Origin of the sequence: Blautia sp. HCP3S3_D9 (assembly GCF_052063845.1) — a bacterium.
In the GTDB taxonomy this organism is placed as follows: domain Bacteria; phylum Bacillota; class Clostridia; order Lachnospirales; family Lachnospiraceae; genus Blautia_A.
In genome coordinates this window covers 14,095-37,288 of sequence record NZ_JBQHWS010000015.1, presented here as the reverse complement: position 1 = coordinate 37,288, position 23,194 = coordinate 14,095, and the positions used below count along the sequence as shown (strand labels likewise).

The window sequence follows — 23,194 nt, the reverse complement described above, 5'->3', positions numbered from 1 at the left end:
TTCAAAATTTTACGTTATATTTATTATATCACATCATTGTGCGCAACTTCAATTGCAAATAGCAGATAGTAGTTGGGTAACATGTAGAAGATTAGGAGAATGTTTCTACATATTTTATAAATTACTGATTGTTTTTCCACATCAGATAAAAAATTTCCACCAAAACCAGACTAATCTTTCGTTATTTATTTTCTGCAGGTACATGGAAAAACTCATAAACTTTTTGCGCACTTCCTGCATTCATGCTTTCTGTCTGCGCCAGTTCTTCCAGGGACGCGTCTCTGATATTCTCAATGGATTTAAACTTTCTCATCAGTGCTTTTCTTCTCGTATCTCCGATTCCCGGGATGTCGTCCAGCAGAGAATGTACCTGATCTTTGCTTCGCAGAGAACGGTGGAATTCAATTGCAAAGCGGTGTGCCTCATCCTGGATTCTGGTGATCAGCCGAAAGCCTTCGCTATTGGTATCAATAGGGATCTCCAGATTATTATAATACAGTCCGCGTGTTCTGTGGTGGTCATCTTTGACCATACCGCAGACTGGAATATCAAGCCCCAGATCTCCCAGTACTTTCAGAGCGATATTCACCTGGCCCCGGCCACCATCCATCAGGATCAGGTCCGGCATGATGGAGAAGCTGTCGAACTCGTCTTTTCCCTCATGGGTGAAACGTCTGGTAAGTACCTCCTCCATACTTGCGTAATCATTTGATCCCTGCACCCATTTAATCTTGAATTTACGGTAATCGCTGCGTTTTGGCTTACCTTTTTCATAGACAACCATAGAACCGACAGATTCGAAACCGCTGATATTGGAAATATCGTAAGCCTCCATTCGTCGGATGTCTGACAGACCAAGCCAGTCTTCCACTTCATGGACCGCACCGATAGTTCTGCCCTCTTCACGTTTAATCCGCTCTCTGTCCTTATCCAGAACCATCTTTGCGTTCTCTTCTGCCAGTTCTACCAGTTTCTCTTTCGTACCTTTCTTCGGTACGCGAATATAAACACGCTGTTTTCTTCTTGCAGTAAGCCATTCCTCGATGATCTGTGCATCCTCAATTTCTTTCTGCAGCATAATTTCGCGAGGAATAAACGGCGTCCCCGCATAGAACTGTTTCATAAAGCTGGACAGCACCTGTGCTTTCGTATCACCACGTGCCACACGCAGATAGAAATGCTCTCGCCCGATCAGCTTGCCATCACGGACAAAGAATACCTGAACAACTGCATCCTGTTCCCTCAGGTCAAGACTCTCATCCATTGCCACTGCAATGATATCCTTATCCTCTTCGCCATAGCTTGTGATCTTCTGACGCTCTCCAATCTTCTGAATACTACGTATCAGGTCTCGATATTCCATTGCATCCTCAAACCGCATTTCCTCTGATGCTGCCATCATTTTGTCTGTCAGCATATCTATTGTATCCTGAAAATCCCCATTGAGAAATTTCAGCAACTCTGTGATATTTTTCTTATATTCTTCTGAGCTTACATATCCCTGACAGGGAGCCGTGCACTGCTTCATATGATAATACAGACACGGACGATCTTTTCCACAATCTCTCGGCAGCACACGATTGCAGGAACGAACTTTATAGAGCTTACGAACCAGCTCGATCACATCTTTTACTGCCCCTGCACTTGTATATGGTCCGAAATACTTTGCCTTATCCTTCTTCATTCTTCTGGCAAAAAGAACTCTGGGATATTCTTCATTGACTGTTACTTTAATAAACGGATAACTCTTGTCATCCTTGAGCATGGTATTATACTTTGGTCTATACTCTTTGATCAGATTACACTCCAACACAAGAGCTTCCAGTTCTGAGTCCGTAATAATGTACTCAAATCTGGTGATGTGAGTGACCATCTGCTCAATCTTTGCCCCTTTATTTCTGCTGCTCTGGAAGTACTGGCGAACTCTGTTTTTCAGGCTGATGGCCTTTCCCACATAGATGATCTCATCTTTCTCCCCATGCATAATATAAACTCCCGGTTTCCCCGGAAGCTTCTTCAGTTCCTCTTCTATCTGAAACATAAAATTTCCTCCATTTTATGATCCTAATATACTAACAAGAGCCGGGATATTTCCCGGCTCTGTTATTGTATCACTGAATCTCTGTCTTATCCAGCGTTACTGTATTCTCTTTTGAATCTAAATCTGTTTCTTTGACCTGATCTACAGTTGGTTCCACTGTTGATTTCTCTGCAAATCCTTCCGGTTTGTCTTCTGTTTTCTCCGGGATCACCAGATCATCCAGATTCTCAGGAATCTCGATCCCGCGTTCTACTGCGCGGAAGATCTTCATGAATTCCTTACCTGTGATGGTTTCTCTGCGGATCAGATAGTCAGCGATCTTATCCAGTGCTTCTCTGTGGCCGCCGATGAGTCTCTTGGCTTCTTCATAGGAATTGTGGAGAAGTACCATAACTTCATGGTCAACCTCTGTAGCAGTATCATCGCCGCAGTTTAATACTGTTCTGCCGCTGAGATACTGATTCTCCTGCGTTGCCAGTCCCATCAGACCGAACTTCTCGGACATGCCGTACTGTGTGATCATTGCACGTGCCACCTTGGTAGCCTGTTCAATATCATTTGCAGCACCAGTAGTTACTGTGTCAAATACCAGCTCCTCTGCGGCACGTCCACCAAGATATCCCACAAGCATTGCTTCCAGTTCTTTCTTGGTATTGAGATATTTCTCCTCTTCCGGCACCTGCATTACATAGCCAAGTGCGCCCATTGTTCTCGGTACAATGGTGATCTTCTGTACAGGCTCTGCATCTTTCTGCAGGGCGCTTACCAGTGCATGTCCAACCTCATGGTAAGATACGATCCTGCGCTCCTGCGCACTGAGGATCCTGTCTTTCTTTTCTTTACCTACCAGAACAACCTCTACTGCTTCCAGCAGGTCTTTCTGGGATACTGCACTGCGTCCCCTCTTAACTGCGAGAATTGCAGCTTCATTGATCATATTTGCCAGATCAGATCCCACTGCTCCGGAAGTTGCAAGTGCAATATTCTCAAAGTCAACCGTTTCATCCAGATGTACATTTCTGGCATGTACTTTCAGGATCTCGATCCTTCCTTTCAGGTCCGGACGGTCAACGATCACTCGTCTGTCAAAACGTCCCGGACGGAGAAGTGCTGGGTCAAGAACTTCCGGACGGTTGGTAGCTGCCAGGATCAGAAGCCCCTTGGAAGTATCAAAACCATCCATTTCGGCAAGCAGCTGGTTCAATGTCTGCTCACGCTCGTCATTACCGCCGCCATAATGGGAATCACGGCTCTTACCAATCGCATCGATCTCATCGATAAAGATGATACACGGCGCATTCTTCTTCGCTTCCTCAAACAGGTCGCGGACACGGGATGCACCCACACCGACAAACATCTCCACAAACTCAGAACCTGACAGGGAGAAGAACGGCACATGTGCCTCTCCTGCTACTGCTTTTGCCAAAAGTGTTTTACCGGTTCCCGGAGGGCCTACAAGCAGGGCACCTTTCGGGAGCTTGGCTCCGATCGTCGTGTATTTTCCCGGATTGTGCAGGAAATCAACAACTTCCTGAAGTGATTCTTTCGCTTCATCCTGTCCTGCCACATCCTTGAACGTAATTCCTGTGTCTTTCTGAATATAGGCTTTCGCACGGCTCTTGCCAACGCCCATCATTCCGCCGCCTTTATTCATGCGGCGCATAAATACCATCAGAAGTACAAAGAGCAGAATCGTTGGCAGAAGCACACTGACCAGCATGGAAATAATTTCCCCTGCTGCATCCGGTTTCTTATACTCAAACTTGATTCCTGTTCCCTCAAGTCTCTCAGTCAGTTTATCCACTGACTCCATCTGATTGGCATAATAAACATCTTCTGAAAATCCTGATGACTGATGTTTCGGCGTGATGGTCAGTGTCTCTGACTGAAGAGTTACCTCTTTCACATCTCCATCCTCTACCATCTCAATAAACTCATCGTAAGTAATCTCACTGGAATTGTCTTTAAGCATATTGGTGAACATGGCGAAACATACTAAAGTAATCAGGAGGCATACCAGAAAAGCCAGAATCGACTGATGATTTTTATTCGGATCCTGTTTGCCAGGACCTTTATTATTATCAGGACGATTGCCATTCGGATTATTGTCCATATGATTATTCCTCCTAAACGTTATCGTTCTTATTATAAAGAGAATTTGGGTATAAATCAACCGGGAGATTGTGAAAATTGCGTTACTACTTACATTTTCCGCTTCCTGAGTCACTGTTTTCTGTGTAAAAGTTTCTAAAATTTTTTGATAAGCAGACTCCCCGGACAAGTATCTCAATTTCGCAAAATGCATTCCGGTTGTGCATATCTTTCTATAAATCTGAGAAAATTCCTCTGAACTTTTACAAATTCACCTGTTACAAATGGCTTCATTTGTAGTATACTATTGACAAAGTGATTACTGCTCACTTCGTTCCCAGTAATGCGCTCCGCGATGCACAGAATTTATGCTGACCGCATAAATTCGCGCTGTATGTCTCGGGATTTTGGCATATTCATGTCAAAACGTCTCGCGGGATATTCCAAATGGGCAGTACTAAAAATATGACTTATGTGATTAATGTGATGGGAAAGGAAATTAACAAATGAAGATAGGATTTGACAACGACAAGTATCTGAAAATGCAGTCCGAACATATTCGGGAACGTATCAGCAAGTTTGGAAACAAACTTTATCTGGAATTTGGCGGCAAGCTTTTTGATGACTACCATGCTTCCAGAGTTCTTCCGGGATTTGAGCCGGACAGTAAACTGCGCATGCTGATGCAGCTTTCTGATCAGGCAGAGATCGTCATCGTAATCAGTGCTGCTGATATTGACAAGAACAAAGTCAGAGGTGACCTTGGTATTACTTATGATGAAGACGTACTCCGCCTTATGGAAGTGTTTACAGAGCGCGGTCTTTATGTAGGAAGCGTCTGCATTACTCAGTATGCAGGCCAGGAAAGCGCAGATGCGTTCAAGAAACGTCTGGAGAAGCTTGGAATTAAGGTTTACGTGCTTTATCTAATCCCTGGTTATCCGAACAACACTTCTCTGATCGTAAGCGATGAGGGATACGGCAAGAATGATTATATCGAAACAACAAGACCGCTGGTTGTCATCACTGCTCCCGGACCGGGAAGCGGAAAAATGGCTACCTGCCTTTCCCAGCTTTATCATGAATACAAACGTGGTGTCAAAGCCGGATATGCGAAATTTGAAACTTTCCCGATCTGGAATATCCCGCTGAAGCATCCGGTAAACCTGGCATATGAAGCAGCTACTGCTGACTTAAATGATGTCAATATGATCGACCCGTTCCATCTGGAAGCATACGGTGAGACTACTATTAACTACAACCGTGACGTTGAAGTTTTCCCTGTTCTTCAGGCTATGTTTGAGAAGATCATGGGCGAGTGCCCTTACAAATCTCCGACAGATATGGGCGTAAATATGGCCGGTAACTGTATCGTTGATGATGAAGCCTGCAAGGAAGCTGCACGTCAGGAAATCATCCGCAGATATTATAAGAGCATGGAAGCTCTGGTTCGCGGAACCGGACGTGAAGAAGAAGTTTATAAGATCGAACTTCTGCTGAAACAGGCTCATGTTGCATTGGAAGACCGCAAGGTTGTCCCGGCTGCACTGCAGCGCGAGGAAGAAACCGGTGCACCTGCTGCTGCCATGGAGCTTGATGATGGACGTATCATTACAGGAAAGACTTCCGATCTGCTTGGTGCTTCCTCTGCTCTGATTCTGAATGCACTGAAAGAGCTGGCAGGAATTGACCATAGCAAACACGTAATCTCTCCGGAAGCTTTAAGACCGATCCAGACTCTGAAGACAGAATATCTTGGAAGCAAGAACCCGAGACTGCATTCTGATGAGACTCTGATCGCGCTTTCTATCAGTGCTGCTGATAATGAAGATGCGAAGCTTGCACTGCAGCAGATCCCGAAATTAAAGGGCTGCCAGGTTCATACTTCTGTGCTGCTGTCTCAGGTGGATATTCTGGAGTTCCGTAAGCTGGGCGTAGAGCTTACTTGCGAGCCGAAATCTGAGCATGCTAAGAAGCTGCAGAAATAATTTCACAATAGCATAAAAAATCTCCTCTCTGAACATATGATTATTTCATATGAACAGGAGGAGATTTTTATTATACTATTTTCTGTCTATTCTTCCACTGTTTACATATCTAATCGTAAGGAAAATATCCAACGCAAAAATGATAATTGCGAGGATTAATAAAATCGGGTGCTGATCACCAGCATACAATATTAATCCGCCATTTAAAAGTCATATCGTCATGCTGATTCCAAGGGTATTGTATGCTTTTCTTGCATCAAGTTTTCCATTGGAAGTAATTTTTTCTTCAATAATACCGCCTGGTTTTACGATACTGATAATAATCAAAGAAACAACAAGTATTGTACCAACAAATGCATTTGTATTCCACTGCATACTCATTCCTCCTCTTCATCAGATATAGGACACCTCACCTATGTCTCACGTCTTAGATTTTGTCAGAAATTTCTTCATTTACCCTCTATTTATCTTTAAATTATCATTGTCAGGCACATCTGTCAATATCTTTATTTGATTGAATCAAGAAAATACTGAAGTGGATGATTTTATCCTCTTAACTATTTACAATCTCTAATGCTCTGTCCGGATAATTGGTGATGACGGCTTCTGCGCCTGCATCTTTTACAAGCTGGATGTGTTCTGGTTTGTTGGCGGTCCATACGTGCATTTTCAGTCCGGCGCGTTTAACTTCTTCCATGAACTGTGGGTATTTCAGGTGGTAAACTGCCGGGTGTACGGCGTTGATTCCGAGATTTTTAGCGTACATGGCTGGGTTTACCCATCCGTCGCTGAAAAGGATTCCGGTCTGTACATGGTCGTCGAGCTGTTTTAACTGTAACAGGCTGTAATGGTTAAAAGAGGAATAGATCAGCTGGTCTTCCATGTTCATTTCTTTTACCAGTTTCAGGATTTTCTCTTCCATTCCTGGATAGAAGCAGATGCTGTTCTTTAGTTCGATGTTTACCATCATATCTGTGGTGCGCATGAGATCCAGTACTTCTGCCAGAGTTGGGACGCGGTAGATTCCGGTTGGTTCTGCAGGGGTACTGACTTTTAATTCTTTTAACTGCGCCAGGGTCATGTCTTTGATCAGTCCAGTTCCATCTGTGACGCGGTCTACGGTTTCGTCGTGCATAACGATGAGTTCACCGTCTGCGGATGTATGTACATCCAGTTCGATTCCGTCTGCGCCTTGTTTGATGGCGAGTTCAAATGCTTCCAGAGTGTTCTCCGGTTTGTATCCGCTGGCACCTCTGTGTGCCCATACTTTTGTTGTTCTCTTTGCTGTTTCTGTCATTTTTTATCTGCCTCTCTTTTTTAATCTTCATAAACAGGAAACCGCATACGCAGTTCCCTGTCATCATTTAAATATAAATATTTTTCCTGTGAATGATTATAACACCTCTCGGTATACTGTTATCAATATTTTTTATTCATTCAGTAAGTTATAATCTTCGATAGATTTGTTCATATCAGAAGCCATTTTGCTGACTGCATCTTCTGCGGACTGTTTTCCATTGAGCATGTTCTCGATTTCTGTTTCTACGATGGAACGTGCTTCCGGGAATACGCTGAGGAGTGCGCCTGCATATTCCGGTGCGGAATCATGGAGCTGGTCGATGGCTGTCTGGAACTGTGGGTATTCTGCGATGTTGTCTTTGAATACCTGTTCGTCATGTGCTGCTGTTGTTACAGGGAAGTATCCTGTCTGTGCATTCCAGTATGCCTGGGATTCTGCAGATACCAGATATTTTACGAATTCCCATGTTGCAGCTTTCTTTGCGTCATCCTGGTTGTCGAGCATCCAGAGGGAAGCACCACCGATGGATACACCACCTTTGTCATCATCTGTGATGGATGGGAAGTATGCAGTACCTACTTCAAAGGAACCGTTTACATCCTGCAGGATCTGTTTCAGGGATGCTGTGGAGCCTAATGTGATAGCAGCTTTTCCTGATGAGAAATCAGCAAGTCCGGAATCTCCGCCTCTTCCTACATTTGGTGCATAACCTGCGTCATAGAGTTTCTTCCACTCATTGAGGATATTCAGAGCGCCGCCGTTTTCGTCAAATACAACTTTCTCAGCTGCTGCCTCACGTCCGTTTCCGTTGTCTACATACTCAAGGCCCTGTTTGCACATGAATTCTTCGAAGAACCATCCGTAGATTCCCATGGATAATGCTTCTCCTGCGCCGCCTTTGTTTACAAGGTCATCTGCGATATTTGCAATTCCCTCCAGACTTGTAGGAACCTCAGTGATACCTGCTTTGTCAAACATATCCTTATTGTAGTAGAGGATCGGTGTGGAAGAGTTGAATGGCATGGAATATAATTCATCATTTACTGTGTAGTAAGCAGTGATGTTTTCTTCCAGATCAGATACATCGTATCCCTCACTGTCGATCATGTCCTGCATTGGGATGACCCATCCGGAATCGATCATGAAACGAGTTCCGATATCATAAACCTGTACCAGATCTGCTCCCATGTTTCCAAGCTGGGCGCTTTTCAGTTTATTGATGGCATCGTCGTAAGATCCCTGATACTGGGAGTCTACAGTGATTCCGTATTCGTTTTCTTCGTTGAATTTATTTACCAGATAGTCCAGTGCTTCGCCGTTGACACCGCCCATTGCGTGCCAGAATGTGATGGTTGTGCCTTCCGGGATATCTGCTTTGTTTTCTGCTGCCATGCAGGTTGTTGGAAGAACTGCACTGAATACTGTTGCTGCTGTTAATAAGATTGCGAGTTTGCGTTTCATACTTTACCTCTCTTTTTTCTTATGCTTTTCATTTTTATTTTCACTTTTTGTGCTGACAGATATTTGCAGTTTGTTATGTTAGCTGCTCATAGTCAGACAGCGGCTGCCGTTTTTTGTCTGCCGGCAGTTGTATTGCTTTTTGTCAGTCTGCATTACTGCTTCTTGTTTATCTATTTCTCAACCTTTTACGGCGCCTGAGAACATGCCTCGGATCAACTGTTTCTGACCAGCAATGAAGATGGAAATGGATGGCAGGATGATCAGTACAACCCCTGCAATCATCAGGGTGATGGACTGTGAATCTACGCTGTCCAGCATTCCGATACCGATCTGTACGGTACGCATCTTGTCTGAACCGGTTACAAGCAGTGGCCACATGTACATGTTCCATGCGTTGATAAAGGTATAAACTGCCATAGCTCCCATTGCTGATTTTGTCAGTGGCATCAGAATCTGCCAGATAAATCGCAGATTGGAGCATCCGTCGATCTTCGCTGATTCATACAGAGAGATCGGGAAGGTAAGGTAAAACTGTCTGAACAGGAAGATTCCCATTGCAGAGGTTAAATACGGAACGATCAGTACCTGATAGGAGTCTAACCAGTTCCAGCTGCTTACTGTCAGGTAATTGGAAATGATCGTTGCTTCTCCAGGAATCATCATGGTTGCCATTACCAGCATAAACAACACGTTTTTTCCTTTAAAGTCCAGAAAAGAGAATGAAAATGCCGCCAGGGAACAGGAAATGATCTGTCCGAAAGTGATGAGTCCCGCTACCAGGAATGAGTTAATCACGAAACGTACAAGCGGAACTTTCTGTAATGCCTGTCGGAAATTCTCCAAAGTCGGATGTTTCGGCAGAATATTCAGATCCAGAGTAAAAAGTTCGCTGGATGGCATGAATGCAATGCTTATTGCATATAAAAGCGGCAGAAGAACGATTAACGCCACAACAATATTTAATGCAATGTGTCCGGTAATTCTGGCTGCTCTTTTATATTTCTGCTGCGCCAGCATTTTTGCCTTTGCTTCCTGAAACTTCTGGCGTTCCAGAGCCATCTGTTTTTCTTTTTCAGCAGTGATGCTGCCTATCTGTGACATTAATATTTCACTCCTTTTTTCTCGATTTTAAACATTACCAGTGTAAGTACCAGCACGATCAGGAAAAGTACAACTGACTGGGCTGCTGCACTTCCAAAACGGTAGTTAAAGAATGCATCTCTGTAAATAGAGTACACGATCAGGTTTGTAGATTCTCCCGGACCGCCCTGTGTCAGGATCTTGACCTGTCCGAATGACTGAAATGCCTGGATGATGTTTACTACTAATGTATAGAACATCATTGGTGCCAGTCCCGGAAGTGTCAGGCGGTAGAATTTCTGAAATGAACTTGCTCCGTCTACAGAAGCCCGTTCATAAATAGTTTCATCAATGTTACTTAATCCTGCTGAAAAATACAGGAAGTTGATCCCGCTATTGAGCCATGCAGTAAGAACTGCTACGCAGATCAGTGCATATTTCGGATCACTGACCCAGTTGATATCCAGATGGAAAATCTTGTTGATGATTCCCACGGACGGATGAAGCATGATCTTGAAGATCATAGCTGCGGAGCTGGATGCGATTGCCATCGGCAGTGCATACGCAGTACTGAAAAAGCGGATTCCAGGGAATGTTTTGTTGCAGAGAACTGCTGTTGTAAGTCCCAGGATCATGCTGACTGCTACTACGATCACAACAAAGATCAGGGTTACTGCCAGACTGTTCCAGAATGAGGATGACTGTAATAATTCTTTGTAATTGCCAAGTCCTACGAATAATTTTGCCTGTCCCATCTTATTTGTTTTAAAGAGACTTAAGTATAAGGTCTTAAAAAACGGATAGAATAAGAAGATTCCGAAGATCAGGAAACTTGGGAGCAGGTATGCGTAGGCACCTGTGTTTTTTAACTTCTTCATGTGTTGAACACCTTTCCTTTTTATTTTTTATGAGTTACAGATAACTCCAGAACCACACTGCTGCATTTTTACATTGTTACTTTGGCTATATCAGAGAAAAACTCTTCTTTAATTGTGATAATTAACAAACATTACCGCAAAACTTTCTCAAAGTTATAAAAACATTTTTGGCTGTAAAATGTAATTGTCTATGCCTTTATGAAAAAACGCCTTTTCTCAGAGTAATATTTTCCTGCGTTTCCAGGTCAAACGCAGAAATATATGCCATATCGATCCAGAGCGTTACTTTATCGCCTTTATCAATCAGACTGTCACCGGAAACTTTTGCGCAGCAGTCCTGACCGTTGTGGTTGAAATGGAGGATGACCTCCGCTCCCAGAAGTTCTCTGGCTGTGACTGTAACTTCCATTTTCCACTCGCCTCTGGTATCTGCTCCTGCTGGTCCTTCCAGAAAATGCTCCGGGCGGATTCCGAGTTCGATATTTCTGCCAACATAGCCCTGACGCTTCAGGATTTTCCATAAGAAATCCGGGATCGGGATATCTCCGTCATTCTCAGTGCAGAATGTAGGGATTCCTACTTTTTCTATTACCAGTCCTTTGATAAAGTTCATGGATGGAGAACCAATGAATCCTGCAACGAAACGGTTTACCGGGTAATCGTACAGGTTCTGCGGCGTGTCTGCCTGCTGTACCACACCCTGATTCATTACTACAATCCTGTCTCCCAGAGTCATTGCTTCTGTCTGATCATGGGTAACGTAGATAATCGTATTTCCAAGAGCTTTGTGAATGTTTGCAAGTTCTACCCGCATCTGGGTACGAAGCTTGGCATCCAGATTGGATAACGGTTCATCCATGAGAAGTACTTTTGGCTCACGGATGATGGCATTTCCGATGGCTACTCGCTGACGCTGGCCGCCGGAAAGGTTCTTTGGCCTTTGTCTGAGCAGATTTTCCAGTCCCAGAAGTTCTGCTACATGGTGAACTCTTTTATCAATTTCTTTTTTCGGTACTTTTCTTACCTGTAAAGAAAAAGCGATGTTATCGTAAATGTTCATCTGTGGATAGAGGGCGTAGCTCTGGAAAACCATTGCCAGGTCACGCTCTTTTGGTTCCAGATAATTGACCAGTTTGTCTCCTATCCATAATTCACCATCACTGATATCTTCCAGTCCGGCGATCATTCGGAGTGTGGTTGATTTTCCACATCCGGACGGACCAACGAATACTATCAGCTCACCTTTTTCTATTTCCAGATTAAAATTCTTTACTGCCTGAAAGCCGTTTTCGTAGCTTTTACAGATGTCTCTTAATATGATTTCCGACATTTCATTTCCTCTCCTGCTTTTACAACTTTTACAATCAATATTTTTCATCAGATATCTTGTGACGGGCTGATTTAACAGCATAATGCCTTTGCAGATATCTTTATGAAAAATATCCGGCAAGTTTTCCCAGTGACTGGCACTGGAAGCCATTTTTCCATTCTTCTGCACTGGCTTCGCCTGTCAATACCAGGCAACTGTCAACTCCTGCGCGTTTGCCACATTCCATGTCTGTGTAGATTCTGTCACCGATGAGCAGGGTCTGCTTCGGAGTGCATCCTGTTTCTTCCAGACAGGCGTACACCATTCCGGGTGCCGGTTTGCCGATGTATTCCGGTTCTCTGCCAACGGATGCCGTGATCATCCGGCAGATAGATCCGCAGTCCGGCACCATTCCAAAATCAATCGGACACCGCAGATCCGGATTTGTTGCAAACCAGGGAACATTTGTCTCCGTGAGCTGTTTACAGACCTGAATCAGTTTCTCGTAAGTAAGTTCTGTATCATAAGCACAGAGTACGCAGTCTACATCATCCCCTGCCTGATCTGTAATGTTCAGGCCTGCTTTTCGCAGTTCACTGCAGTAGGTTTCGGTAGCTGCTACCAGGATTTTTTCATTTCCGTAATATTTCTTCATGAAATCTCTGGCGTAAGTTCCGGCAGTGATAAATTCGTCTTCTGTCGTTTCAATTCCCCAGTCATGAAACTGTTCTACATAATCACTGGCGGCTTTAGATGAATTATTTGTCAGGAAGCGGAAAATTCCGCCGTTTTCTTTTACTGTTTGAAGAAAGTCTGCCGCACCTGGAAGCAGCTCGCTTCCCAAAGCAACAGTTCCGTCAATGTCCAGAAGAAACAGCTTTTTTTCTTTTATCATTGATGCAAGATTGTGATGCATGTTAAATTGGTCTCCTCTTTTTCTCTTTTAATTCTCTGTACTGACAGTCAGCTTTGTGTATTTATTTCTGTCTGTGCTGCTGGCTGTTTTTGACCACTGGCATTATTATAAAAACTTTTTGGTGTCGCCAACAATCTTGTTTACGTCAAATAATTGTTAAATGCATATAAAAAAATCACGGTTGTTCGCCGTGATTTTTTTACATTTTTGTTTTATTGTTATTGTCTTAGCTGCCTTTTATGCCTTAGTCCCTCCCCACTGCTTATTGCATTCCACAATTGAAGCAGGAGGTTTACTTGATCCGGTTAAGGCATTTTAGATGAAACATTTTTCTACTTTACTTAGATTTTATATATTTATCCGAAACTCACCTACTATTCTTATAGGCTTCTAATATATATTTTCTTGTTTTACAGTGATTCCGGTCTTTCTACTTCATAGTTGGACCAGTCATCGATTGCTGTGGCACTTGAGGTATCTGCCTTGTCCTGATAGGAGCCTACTGTGATCGTATAATCACTGTCGCCCTCTACATAAGTAGTTCCGTCTGTACCTACGATGGAAACTGTTTTGCCATCTGCATCTGTGATGGTTCCTTCGTTTGACAGGGATGTGATGGTGCTATCGCCTGTTACTGTCCAAGTAGAGTCTTTGTCGATCACTACGTTGCAGTAACCGTCTCCGCCGTTTCCTGCATAAGTTTCGTCATTGACGAATGCACCTTCCAGTGTGCTGCCGTTGGTCATGTAGAAGTCAAGGTCGCTGATGGAATCCCAGATTACATTGCCCTTCATATCCTGGCTGTCTGCGGTAAAGTTGCAGTCGGATCCATTGGCACCACTCTGACCCCATCCACGCTGGTTGTTGTTTCCTGTGCACTGCAGGAAGAATTCACTGTCATCATTGTATGTGATATCTACGTCTTTTAATGCAATGGTGCATTCCGTGTTGGTTGTGTAGAATAAGCCGCCATTCTTAGATGTGATCGTACCGCCATCCATCTGGAATGTGCTGTTGCCTACTTCGGAGTCACCGGGATCCAACAGATGTTGCTGTGATCATAACTCCCATAATCATTGCCAGATGTTTATACTTCATAGTGATACCTCTCTTTATACTTTTCTAATTCTTATTTTTTTAGTTTCTCTGTTTCTTTTGTTTTTGTTGATGGTATTACTATATCTGATAAATGTGTCTGATTTATGGTAAGTTTACGAAGAAAATGTGTCCTCTTATTTTTCTTATAAATGATACATCTCACATTTGCGATGCTTTAATAATGGAAGCTGCTCTCGAATCTGGTCTTCGCGGTCCAGATTTATTTCTTCTATTAAGATGCCTTCTTTCTCATCCAGTTGTTTCATAACCTGTCCCCAGGGATCGGTCACAATGGAATGTCCCCAGGAAATGTAGCCTGCCTGTTTGTCTCGTGCAGGAGCACATCCAAGCATGTAGATCTGATTGTCAAGGGCTCTTGCACGAAAAGTCAGTTCCCAGTGTGCCGGACCTGTGGTCATATTAAATGCTGCCGGGACGAAAATCATCCTTGCACCGTCCAGTACCATTGTGCGGGCAAACTCCGGGAAGCGGATGTCGTAGCAGATCATGACACCCATTTTCCCAAATTCAGTATCAAATACTGTGGCATGATCTCCCGAAGTCAGAGTATCTGATTCTTTAAAGTACTGGCCATTTTTTACATTGATATCAAAGAGATGAGCTTTTCTGTGCTTGCCAATCTGTTTTCCATCTCTGTCAAAAATATAAGAAGTGTTGTAAACCTTTCCCGCATCATCTGCTTCCGGCATGGAGCCTGCGATCAAATAAATGTGATACTTTCTGGCATAATCAGACATTGCCTGCCAGGATGGGCCACCTTCTTTTTCTGCATAAATTGGGAAGTTTTCGGTCTGATACGGACAGCAGAACATCTCCGGAAGGATTACAAAGTCCGGATTTTTTGCCTTTATTTTTTCTATATAAGTGCCGGCAGTACGGATATTTTGTATTTTATCTTTTACTGTAGGCATCTGAATTGCTGCTACTTTCATATGCGTCCTCTCCTTTCTTTTATCTATTATAGCCGAAAAAAATCACATCGCCAATCCTACATTAAAACATCCCCCACGCATGAACATTCCTTCCATGTGTGGGGGATATTGATTTTCCGCAGGTAAGTTGCTAAATGCACCTGCATTCAGTTGATTTAATTAATTATTCTTCATAACCATTCGGGTTATTGGACTGCCATCTCCAGGAGTCGGCGCACATTTCTTTGATGTCGTTTTCTGCTTTCCATCCGAGTTCTCTTTCTGCTTTGGAAGCGTCGGAGTAGCATGTTGCGATGTCACCTGCACGGCGTGGTTTGATCACGTATGGAATCTTAACACCTGTAGCAGCTTCAAAGTTCTTCACGATATCAAGAACGCTGTATCCTTTTCCTGTACCAAGGTTGTAAATGCTTAAACCGGAGTTGTCTTCGATTTTCTTAAGAGCTTTTACATGTCCTTTTGCAAGGTCAACTACGTGGATATAATCTCTTACACCTGTTCCGTCTGGTGTATCGTAGTCGTTTCCGAATACGCCAAGTTCTTTCAGTTTTCCAACTGCAACCTGTGTGATGTATGGCATCAGGTTGTTCGGGATTCCGTTTGGATTCTCTCCGATGGTTCCGCTCTTATGAGCACCAATCGGGTTGAAGTAACGAAGAAGAACTACATTCCATTCCGGGTCTGCTTTCTGAATATCTGTCAGAATCTGTTCCAGCATGGATTTTGTCCATCCGTATGGGTTTGTACACTGTCCTTTCGGGCATTCTTCTGTAATCGGGATGATTGCCGGATCTCCGTATACAGTTGCAGATGATGAGAAAATAATATTCTTTACATTATGTTTTCTCATCACATCTACCAGTGTTAAGGTTCCTGCAATGTTATTTTCGTAATATTCCCAAGGTTTGGCAACGGATTCTCCTACTGCTTTCAGACCTGCGAAATGAATACAGGAATCAATATCTTCTTTATCAAAAACTTCATTTAAAGCATCGCGGTCCAGGATGTCTGCTTTGTAGAATTTCACTGGTTTGCCTGTGATCTTGGAAACTCTTTCCAGAGATTTTTCACTTGCATTGCTTAAGTTATCCAGAACTACAACATCATATCCTGCGTTCTGCAATTCTACAACTGTATGGCTTCCAATATAGCCTGCTCCACCTGTAACTAAAATTGCCATAATAATTCCTCCTAACCTGTCTTCCTGCTACAATACCTGTTTTTTGCAATTTCTGTTTTTTCTCTTTCAACAATACCTATATTAGTTCACAGCATCAGAAATATCCTTGATAATTCTGAGTGTAATCTATAAAATTCTGCGGATATCCTGTTTCACATCTGCAAAATTTACTTCTGTATTTTACAGTACCCTATATTCAGAACTGTAAAATACCGTTGCCTAGAGCGTGTCTGAAAAATCATGTATTGTAGAAAATCCTGCGAAAATATGATTTCTCTCATATCTCCGCAGGATAATTCTATCCGAATCAGTTCATAAACACAAGTCTTTATGGACATGTACGTTTTTTTATACCTGTTTATACTTATTTACAATCTCTTTCATCCGGGAAAGTTTTTCTTCCATATCTTTCACCAGTTTAAACTGTGTTCTGCAGCGATCCAGATTATGTCCCTCTCTGTGAATCTTGAAATAATGATCTCCTTCCAGATAGTCTGTGAGGAAACGCATTCCACATTCAAAGGTCATAAGGATTGCTCCCATGGGAAGCATATCCAGTTCTGTCTCAGTCAGTGCACCGCCACAGCCTTCAATGAAACCTTTGACATAAACTTCATACAAGTGAAGATCGCAGGACACCTTCGTCAGGTCTTTCTCATCCTCTGCTCCGGTACTTGCGCCAAAGCGGATAGAATCACCGAAATCATTTACGGAAAGCCCCGGCATTACAGTATCAAGGTCAATCACACAGATGGCTTTTCCCGTTGCATTATCAATCATAATGTTATTCAGCTTGGTATCATTATGTGTAACACGCAACGGCAGCTTTCCCTGATCCTGCATATCGCACAGGACATGTGCCAGTTCTGTGCGGTCCAGCACAAACTGAATCTCTTTTTCCACATCTGCTGCTCTGTGACATATATCTTTTTCCACAGCAGTTTTAAACTTATCCAGCCTGTCCACCGTATTATGAAAATTTACGATGGTCTCATGAAGCGTTTCTGCCGGATAGTCTGCAAGCAGCCTCTGGAAATGCCCGAAAGCAACTGCACTCTGGTAAAAATCTTCCTCATCTTTTACCATGTCATAGCATGTGGAATTTTCAATGAATAAATATACTCTCCAGTATTCTCCGTCCTCATCTACATAATAAGGAAGTCCATCCTTTGTCATCACAAGATTCAGAGTCTCTCTCTCCACATCTCCACCGTTTTCCTGGATCTTTTTCTTCAGCCAGGCAGTAACACCGCTGACATTCTCCATCAGTTCCACAGGTTTGGTAAAAATACTCCTGTTCATTTTCTGAAGAATATAATGTTTGCCTGTACCGTAAGTCAGTCGGTAAGTATCATTGATATGTCCGCTTCCATAAGGAACACACTCTGTCAGATTATCTTCCAGAACAAATGCACTGGTGATATTCTTTATCTCCCGGTTAATTTCCACTCAATTATTCCTCCCATAATCTCTGTGGATACAGCCCTCCATCTTTTAAATTCTGAATGGCAGCTACTACCACAGGTTTATCTTCTTTGTAGGTTACGCCATACCATTTATCCATAGATTTCAGAACCTTTACAGTTGCTCTCTTCTCACCGAGAAGTTCATCTACTACAAATGGCAGGAAATATTCACATTTCAGAGGGTTTACTTTCAGATTCTCATCCAGGAATTTAGGGAATCTGTCTTTCAGCTCTTTCAGGATACTTGCTGAAAATCCCCACATATTCATGGATACTGTACTGCCTTCCGGAAGCATAGTCCATGTTTTTCCATCGTCTTCTGTATAAGCTGTGCCGCCGTCATGCTTTTCGATATGGGTACGCTCGTTGATCTTAAGAAGATGTCCTTCTTCGTCTGTGACGCACACACCTCTTGCCACATGGCCATTCTCTGTCAAAGTATTTTCCAGTTTATAGCCGACCATCATATATCTGTAAGTATCCGCGGTATCTTCATTCTCTGTCAGGAAATCATATGCCATCTTAAATGCATGGCTTCCATAATAGTCATCTGCATTGATCACAACGAATGGTCCGTCGATTTCATTGATGCAGCTTAATACGGCATGTCCGGTTCCCCAGGGTTTCACACGTCCTTCCGGTACTTCATAACCTTCCGGAATATTGTGAAGATCCTGGAAAACATATGATACTTCCAGCTGATTGCTGAGACGTTCACCGATGGCGCTTCTGAAGTCTGCTTCATTTTCTTTTTTGATAATAAATACTACTTTCTGGAATCCGGCCTGTACTGCATCATAAATGGAGAAATCCATGATGATGTGTCCCTCTTTGTCCACCGGATCGATCTGTTTCAGACCGCCGTAACGGCTTCCCATACCTGCTGCCATAACTACTAATACTGGTTTCTTCATAATTTTTTTCCTCTTTTCTTTAAATGTTTTTCGTTACTCTCAGATTACCTGGTAACTTTTTACATTCATCTTATCATACTATGATTTCGAGGTCAAAACGTGTTACATAATACCTTTCACAATCGCAAACAATTGGTATTGTCCTGCTGTCCTCTAATATTATCCCTTAATGCCACCGGTAACACCACCGATGATCTTCTCAGACAGGAAAATATACAGAATAAATGTCGGCAGGAATACAATGATCACTGCTGCAAACATTCCGGCCCAGTCACCTGTATATTTCATGGAGTTGATCATTCCATAAAGTCCGGGTGCAACAGGTTTCAGCTTATCCGAGCTTGCAAAGATCAGTGACAGGAAATACTCGTTCCAGATATTAATAAAGTTAAAGATTGTTACTGTTACGATTCCTGACTGTGCCATGGGAAACATGATTTTCCAGAAAGTACGCATGGGAGGGCATCCGTCGATTGCTGCCGCTTCCTCATAGGTCCTGGAAATATTACTGAAAAATGTAAGCAGGAAAATGGTCGTATAAGGTACATTAATTCCTACATACAATATGATCAGTACAGTTCTTCCTGCAGCCACATTATTCAGGATTCCCATACCGGAAATAATGCTGAAAAGGGGAAGAACAACCATGATTGCCGGAACACCCATGGCAGATACGAAGCTGGTCTGGATAAATTTGTTTGCAATAAAATCAAATCTGGACAATACATAAGCTGCAGGTGCACACACCAGAATCAGTATTGTGCAGGAAATTACTGAATAGATCAGAGAGTTTCCGAAGAAGCCTGCAACTCCGGCCCCGTTCCATGCTTTTGCATAATTTTCAAAATGTAATCCGGACTCAAACTTCAGGGCTTTTCCCTGGAAGATTTCTGCTGTTGTTGAAAAACTTGCCCCGAATACCCATCCCAGAAGCGCAATGGTAAAGATTACCCAGAGCAGCAGGATGATGTATCCCGGCAGGAGTTTGACTTCTTTTTTCAGATTAAAGGGTCTGCGTGCCTCTTTTTCTTTTGCCATTTCTCATCCCTCCTTAGAATTCCAGATCATCATCTTTGATCACTCTGTTACAGATTGTAAATACAATGACTACGCAGACACTGAGCAGTACACCGATGGCAGCTCCCAGACCTGCATTTCGTTCTGTAACTGTATTGCCGCCGCCAAAAATCTGCATATACATATAAACATAAGGGGTAATTGTCTGTGTGTCTGCAGTTACTGTGGAGAAAAGCTGTGACCATACAAAAAAGCCTACACTGCTTACAGACCACATGGTAATGTTTGTCTTAAATACTCCCTTTAACAATGGAAGTGTCATGTAACGGAACTGTGCCGGTTTGGTCGCTCCGTCAATGGTTGCCGCCTCATAATATTCAGGGCTGATACGCTCAATACCGCTGAGCCAGATCAGCATATGGTATCCAACCATGCCGAAACAATATGCAAACAACAGTGCCCAGAATTTGTGGTCATTATCCAGGAACTGGATCTTTGCCAGATTGTCCAGATGCAGTGCTGTAAAAAGATCTTTCAGCAAGCCATATCTTGGACTGTATACATACTGCAGCCACATAGTAGCAAGCGCTACTGCACTGACAATATTTGGCATATAAATGATCGCGCGGAAAAATTTCTTTCCTCTGATTCCACTGGTAAGAATAACTGCAAATAAAAGAGACAGGCTCATTACCACCAGACCGCCGATCAGCCAGATACGAAACAGGTTAAAAAATGAAGTCTTAAATAAGCTGGTACTCATCAGCTTTGTATAGTTGCCAAATCCTACAAATTTCCATAAATCCATGGAATCTGTAACTCCGTCGATCTTGAAAAAGCTCATGATCACTGTTCTGATGATCGGATACAGAAAGATTCCCAGAAACAGCAGAACTGCCGGAGTCAGAAATACAACGATCATCGTTTTATTCTTCTTCAAATAAATACCTCCTCTGTAAGTAATAACACATCTACGGATTGCTACGCTTTGCTCCCGCAAACCTCCAAAAAGACAGATGGCGGCAGCGTAGATACGATGCCACCATCTCTATAAATTCTTTCTTTATTTCGCTGCGTCCTGCATAGTGGAAACAAATTCATCTGCTGTAATGGAACCTGCCATTAATTTGATGAAGTTTTCTTTAATAACCGGAGTCATATCTACGTTAGATTCTACACCGCATGCCCATGTGAAACGGTTTGTGCTCTGCTCAATAACAGGTTTTGCACACTCAACCATTGCCGGCCATTCTGTGTTTGTTGTATCAGCCGGGATACCTACAGTTTCATCTGCAAGTTTCTGGTCGTATTCACCTTTTGTAAGGAATGTGATCAGATCAAAAGCTTCTTTTGCAAGTTTTGTATCTTTGTTAATACCAAATACCTGTGCACCAAAGTTGTTTGTTTCGATTCCGTTTGCTCCGTCTGTAAGTGCCGGATATGCGAAGCATCCCCAGTAGAAGTCAGGACCTGCCATCTCTTTTACTTCGTTTGGTAACCAGGAGCCATTCAGATACATTGCAGCTGTTCCAAGTGAATGCGATTCTCCATGTATGAAATTCTTTGAGAAAAAATTGCTGAAACTTTCTGATTCTGAGAGAAATCTCATGGGAATGCTGATTGCCGAGGCACGCCGCTGTATCAAAACCCCTCTGGATGATCCTTATACAGAAAAGATGGAAAAGAAAGAAGATTTTTTGTTTGGTTCTCAGCAGCTTATCCGTATTTACCTTGAGCAGATGCTGATCTACATGATCCGGAGAAATTCTTCTCCTCCCATGACTGTACCTGTCAGCCAATTTGTAAATCTGAAAAATAATTCCGCTGTCTATAAACGTGTCATTGCTTATATGGAGGACCATATCCGGGAAAATATTACACTCTGCGATCTGTGTCATGACAATATGATCGGACGCTCCCAGCTTCAGAAAATATTTCAGGAACAACATCAGTGTGGCGCCATGGATTTCTTTTCCCGGTTAAAGATCGCCTATGCCAGACAACTGATCCGCGAGAACCAGATGAACTTTACGCAGATTTCAGAATTTCTGGGATACTCTTCCATCCATTACTTTTCCAGACAGTTTAAAAAAATTTCCGGAATGACACCCACAGAATATATCACATCAATAAAGGCGCTCTCAGAACGAGAGCGCCAGTAATACCAGACCAATATTTTCATAATGTTGAACAGCCTTTTTCTTATTTCATATTGCTGAGATTCTCTATAAATTCATCCGATGTTTCTTCTAATCTTGTAAGCTTCAGAAGTTCGCTTTGTATCTGTTCTTTATAATCCGGATCTGCCTCCAGACCTGCAGCCCACATGTACGGCTTTGACATCTCTTTCATATACGGTACTGCATCTGCCAGCACTTCCGGCCATTGTGTATTGTCCGTATCTGCCGGGATGGAATTAACCACATCTGTCATTTTCATATCTGTTTCCCCGGTACAGATGGAATATGCAAAGTCAAAAGCTTCCTGCTTCATCTGCGAATCCTTTGTGACTCCAAATCCCTGTGCTCCCACCATAACACCTTCTGTGCCGTCTGTTCCGGCCTTTACTGCAGGCCATGGAAAAAATCCCCAGGAATCATCAGATTCTGTAGCTTCTGTCACTTCATTCGGAACCCAGGAGCCCTGCAGCACCATGACTGCCTCGCCATCTCCCACTTCATCCTGACCTTCCGGATGCTGTGCCGGTGCACTCTGACTCATATATCCCGCAAAAAACAAAATTCTGATATCATCTGCCGCCTCTTTTGCCTGCGGAATCTGTGACCAGGTACAGTTACGGATCAGCTGCTGCACTTTCTCCTGTCCAAGATATCTGGCAAGCTGATATCCATACAGAAGATTCACATACTCTTCATCGCAGGTCATGGCACTAAGGCCACTGTCACTGTTTTTAATCTTACGGCATACTCTGATCAGTTTCTCCCAGGTATCCGGGATATCCTGTTCTGTAAGTCCAGCCTCTTCCCATAAATCCTTATTATACCAGACGCCTGTGATATAAGGCTGATACGGCATTGCAAGCAGTTCTCCATTTCCCCAGTTCTTCACCTGCTCCAACAGTACCGGCATAATATGCTTCTCATAATCCACAGTATCTGCCATTCCTTTTAATTCTGCCAGATAATCCCTGTGTTCCTGAGCCATCCTCTGATAATCATCATCAAAAAGGTCAATCTGTTCTCCGGCATCCAGGGCAGGTTCTATCAGAGACCGGATTCCTCTGCCCTTCCACTGAATCTCTACAGAAATACCTGTTGCTTCTTCATAAGCTTCTGCTGCTTCTCTGATCACATCTGCCTGTGGTTCATCTTCTTCCCACATGGACCAGTATACAATACTCTGTTCCGGAATTTCTGTGATTTCATCTGATGCTGATACAGTAACCGCTCCTGTTGCAAACAGCATTGACAAACAGCTCATACCCGCTGCAATGCTTCTCCATTTTTCCATACTGAAAATACCCTCCATTGTACCTGCTTTT

20 protein-coding genes are annotated in these 23,194 nt (G+C 43.0%); 2 read left to right on the top strand and 18 right to left on the bottom strand.

Annotated features, from left to right (window positions below; all coding sequences use genetic code 11):
* Nucleotides 1-181: 181 nt before the first annotated feature.
* Nucleotides 182-2,041 carry an excinuclease ABC subunit UvrC gene (uvrC, locus tag ACTNES_RS05365; protein WP_441038756.1) on the bottom strand — a complete coding sequence of 620 codons (1,860 nt, stop codon included), beginning with the start codon at nucleotides 2,039-2,041 and terminating at the stop codon, nucleotides 182-184.
* Nucleotides 2,042-2,111: 70 nt separating this feature from the next.
* Nucleotides 2,112-4,154 carry an ATP-dependent zinc metalloprotease FtsH gene (gene ftsH, locus ACTNES_RS05360; protein WP_300334703.1) on the bottom strand — a complete coding sequence of 681 codons (2,043 nt, stop codon included), beginning with the start codon at nucleotides 4,152-4,154 and terminating at the stop codon, nucleotides 2,112-2,114.
* Nucleotides 4,155-4,638: 484 nt separating this feature from the next.
* On the opposite strand from ftsH, the gene ACTNES_RS05355 reads away from it, so the two are divergent.
* On the top strand, nucleotides 4,639-6,120 hold the full coding sequence (locus ACTNES_RS05355; RefSeq protein WP_291807564.1) for a DUF1846 domain-containing protein: 1,482 nt from the start codon (nucleotides 4,639-4,641) through the stop codon (nucleotides 6,118-6,120).
* A gap of 210 nt (nucleotides 6,121-6,330) precedes the next feature.
* Here ACTNES_RS05355 and ACTNES_RS05350 read toward each other — a convergent pair whose 3' ends face one another.
* The 15 genes from ACTNES_RS05350 to ACTNES_RS05280 form a co-directional block, all read right to left on the bottom strand.
* Nucleotides 6,331-6,495, bottom strand: coding sequence for a hypothetical protein (locus ACTNES_RS05350; RefSeq protein ID WP_155804104.1), 165 nt, complete (start codon nucleotides 6,493-6,495; stop codon nucleotides 6,331-6,333).
* A 178-nt stretch (nucleotides 6,496-6,673) separates the two neighbouring features.
* The gene (locus ACTNES_RS05345; protein WP_026649255.1) at nucleotides 6,674-7,417 is read right to left on the bottom strand and encodes a glycerophosphodiester phosphodiesterase; all 744 of its coding nucleotides are present in this window, start codon (nucleotides 7,415-7,417) and stop codon (nucleotides 6,674-6,676) included.
* 132 nt (nucleotides 7,418-7,549) lie between these two features.
* A complete protein-coding gene (locus ACTNES_RS05340; RefSeq protein ID WP_441038753.1) occupies nucleotides 7,550-8,881 on the bottom strand; it encodes an ABC transporter substrate-binding protein in 1,332 nt (443 codons plus the stop codon).
* Between the two features lie 177 nt (nucleotides 8,882-9,058).
* A complete protein-coding gene (locus ACTNES_RS05335; protein ID WP_242826258.1) occupies nucleotides 9,059-9,898 on the bottom strand; it encodes a carbohydrate ABC transporter permease in 840 nt (279 codons plus the stop codon).
* Between the two features lie 83 nt (nucleotides 9,899-9,981).
* Entirely contained in the window at nucleotides 9,982-10,839 is an 858-nt protein-coding gene (locus ACTNES_RS05330; RefSeq protein ID WP_026649258.1) for a carbohydrate ABC transporter permease, read from the bottom strand.
* Nucleotides 10,840-11,035: 196 nt separating this feature from the next.
* A complete protein-coding gene (locus ACTNES_RS05325; RefSeq protein WP_026649259.1) occupies nucleotides 11,036-12,169 on the bottom strand; it encodes an ABC transporter ATP-binding protein in 1,134 nt (377 codons plus the stop codon).
* Nucleotides 12,170-12,269: 100 nt separating this feature from the next.
* A complete protein-coding gene (locus ACTNES_RS05320; protein WP_291807551.1) occupies nucleotides 12,270-13,064 on the bottom strand; it encodes an HAD-IIA family hydrolase in 795 nt (264 codons plus the stop codon).
* A gap of 410 nt (nucleotides 13,065-13,474) precedes the next feature.
* Nucleotides 13,475-14,107, bottom strand: a complete 633-nt coding sequence (locus ACTNES_RS05315; protein ID WP_441038750.1) for a hypothetical protein — start codon at nucleotides 14,105-14,107, stop codon at nucleotides 13,475-13,477.
* 198 nt (nucleotides 14,108-14,305) lie between these two features.
* A complete protein-coding gene (locus ACTNES_RS05310; RefSeq protein WP_441038748.1) occupies nucleotides 14,306-15,115 on the bottom strand; it encodes a carbon-nitrogen hydrolase family protein in 810 nt (269 codons plus the stop codon).
* A 163-nt stretch (nucleotides 15,116-15,278) separates the two neighbouring features.
* Entirely contained in the window at nucleotides 15,279-16,295 is a 1,017-nt protein-coding gene (galE, locus tag ACTNES_RS05305) for a UDP-glucose 4-epimerase GalE (protein ID WP_441038746.1), read from the bottom strand.
* A gap of 348 nt (nucleotides 16,296-16,643) precedes the next feature.
* On the bottom strand, nucleotides 16,644-17,744 hold the full coding sequence (locus tag ACTNES_RS05300; protein ID WP_441038745.1) for a phosphotransferase enzyme family protein: 1,101 nt from the start codon (nucleotides 17,742-17,744) through the stop codon (nucleotides 16,644-16,646).
* Nucleotides 17,745-17,748: 4 nt separating this feature from the next.
* Nucleotides 17,749-18,675, bottom strand: coding sequence for a sugar phosphate nucleotidyltransferase (locus tag ACTNES_RS05295; RefSeq protein ID WP_300333627.1), 927 nt, complete (start codon nucleotides 18,673-18,675; stop codon nucleotides 17,749-17,751).
* 159 nt (nucleotides 18,676-18,834) lie between these two features.
* Nucleotides 18,835-19,713, bottom strand: a complete 879-nt coding sequence (locus tag ACTNES_RS05290) for a carbohydrate ABC transporter permease (RefSeq protein WP_019160841.1) — start codon at nucleotides 19,711-19,713, stop codon at nucleotides 18,835-18,837.
* 13 nt (nucleotides 19,714-19,726) lie between these two features.
* Nucleotides 19,727-20,632, bottom strand: coding sequence for a carbohydrate ABC transporter permease (locus ACTNES_RS05285; RefSeq protein WP_025580677.1), 906 nt, complete (start codon nucleotides 20,630-20,632; stop codon nucleotides 19,727-19,729).
* Between the two features lie 123 nt (nucleotides 20,633-20,755).
* Nucleotides 20,756-21,211, bottom strand: coding sequence for a hypothetical protein (locus ACTNES_RS05280; RefSeq protein ID WP_441038742.1), 456 nt, complete (start codon nucleotides 21,209-21,211; stop codon nucleotides 20,756-20,758).
* An 88-nt stretch (nucleotides 21,212-21,299) separates the two neighbouring features.
* Between ACTNES_RS05280 and ACTNES_RS05275 the strand changes: the two genes are divergently transcribed.
* A complete protein-coding gene (locus ACTNES_RS05275; protein ID WP_242971749.1) occupies nucleotides 21,300-21,854 on the top strand; it encodes a helix-turn-helix domain-containing protein in 555 nt (184 codons plus the stop codon).
* Nucleotides 21,855-21,894: 40 nt separating this feature from the next.
* On the opposite strand, the gene ACTNES_RS05270 is transcribed toward ACTNES_RS05275, so the two are convergent.
* Nucleotides 21,895-23,163 carry an ABC transporter substrate-binding protein gene (locus ACTNES_RS05270; protein ID WP_441038740.1) on the bottom strand — a complete coding sequence of 423 codons (1,269 nt, stop codon included), beginning with the start codon at nucleotides 23,161-23,163 and terminating at the stop codon, nucleotides 21,895-21,897.
* Nucleotides 23,164-23,194: the final 31 nt, after the last annotated feature.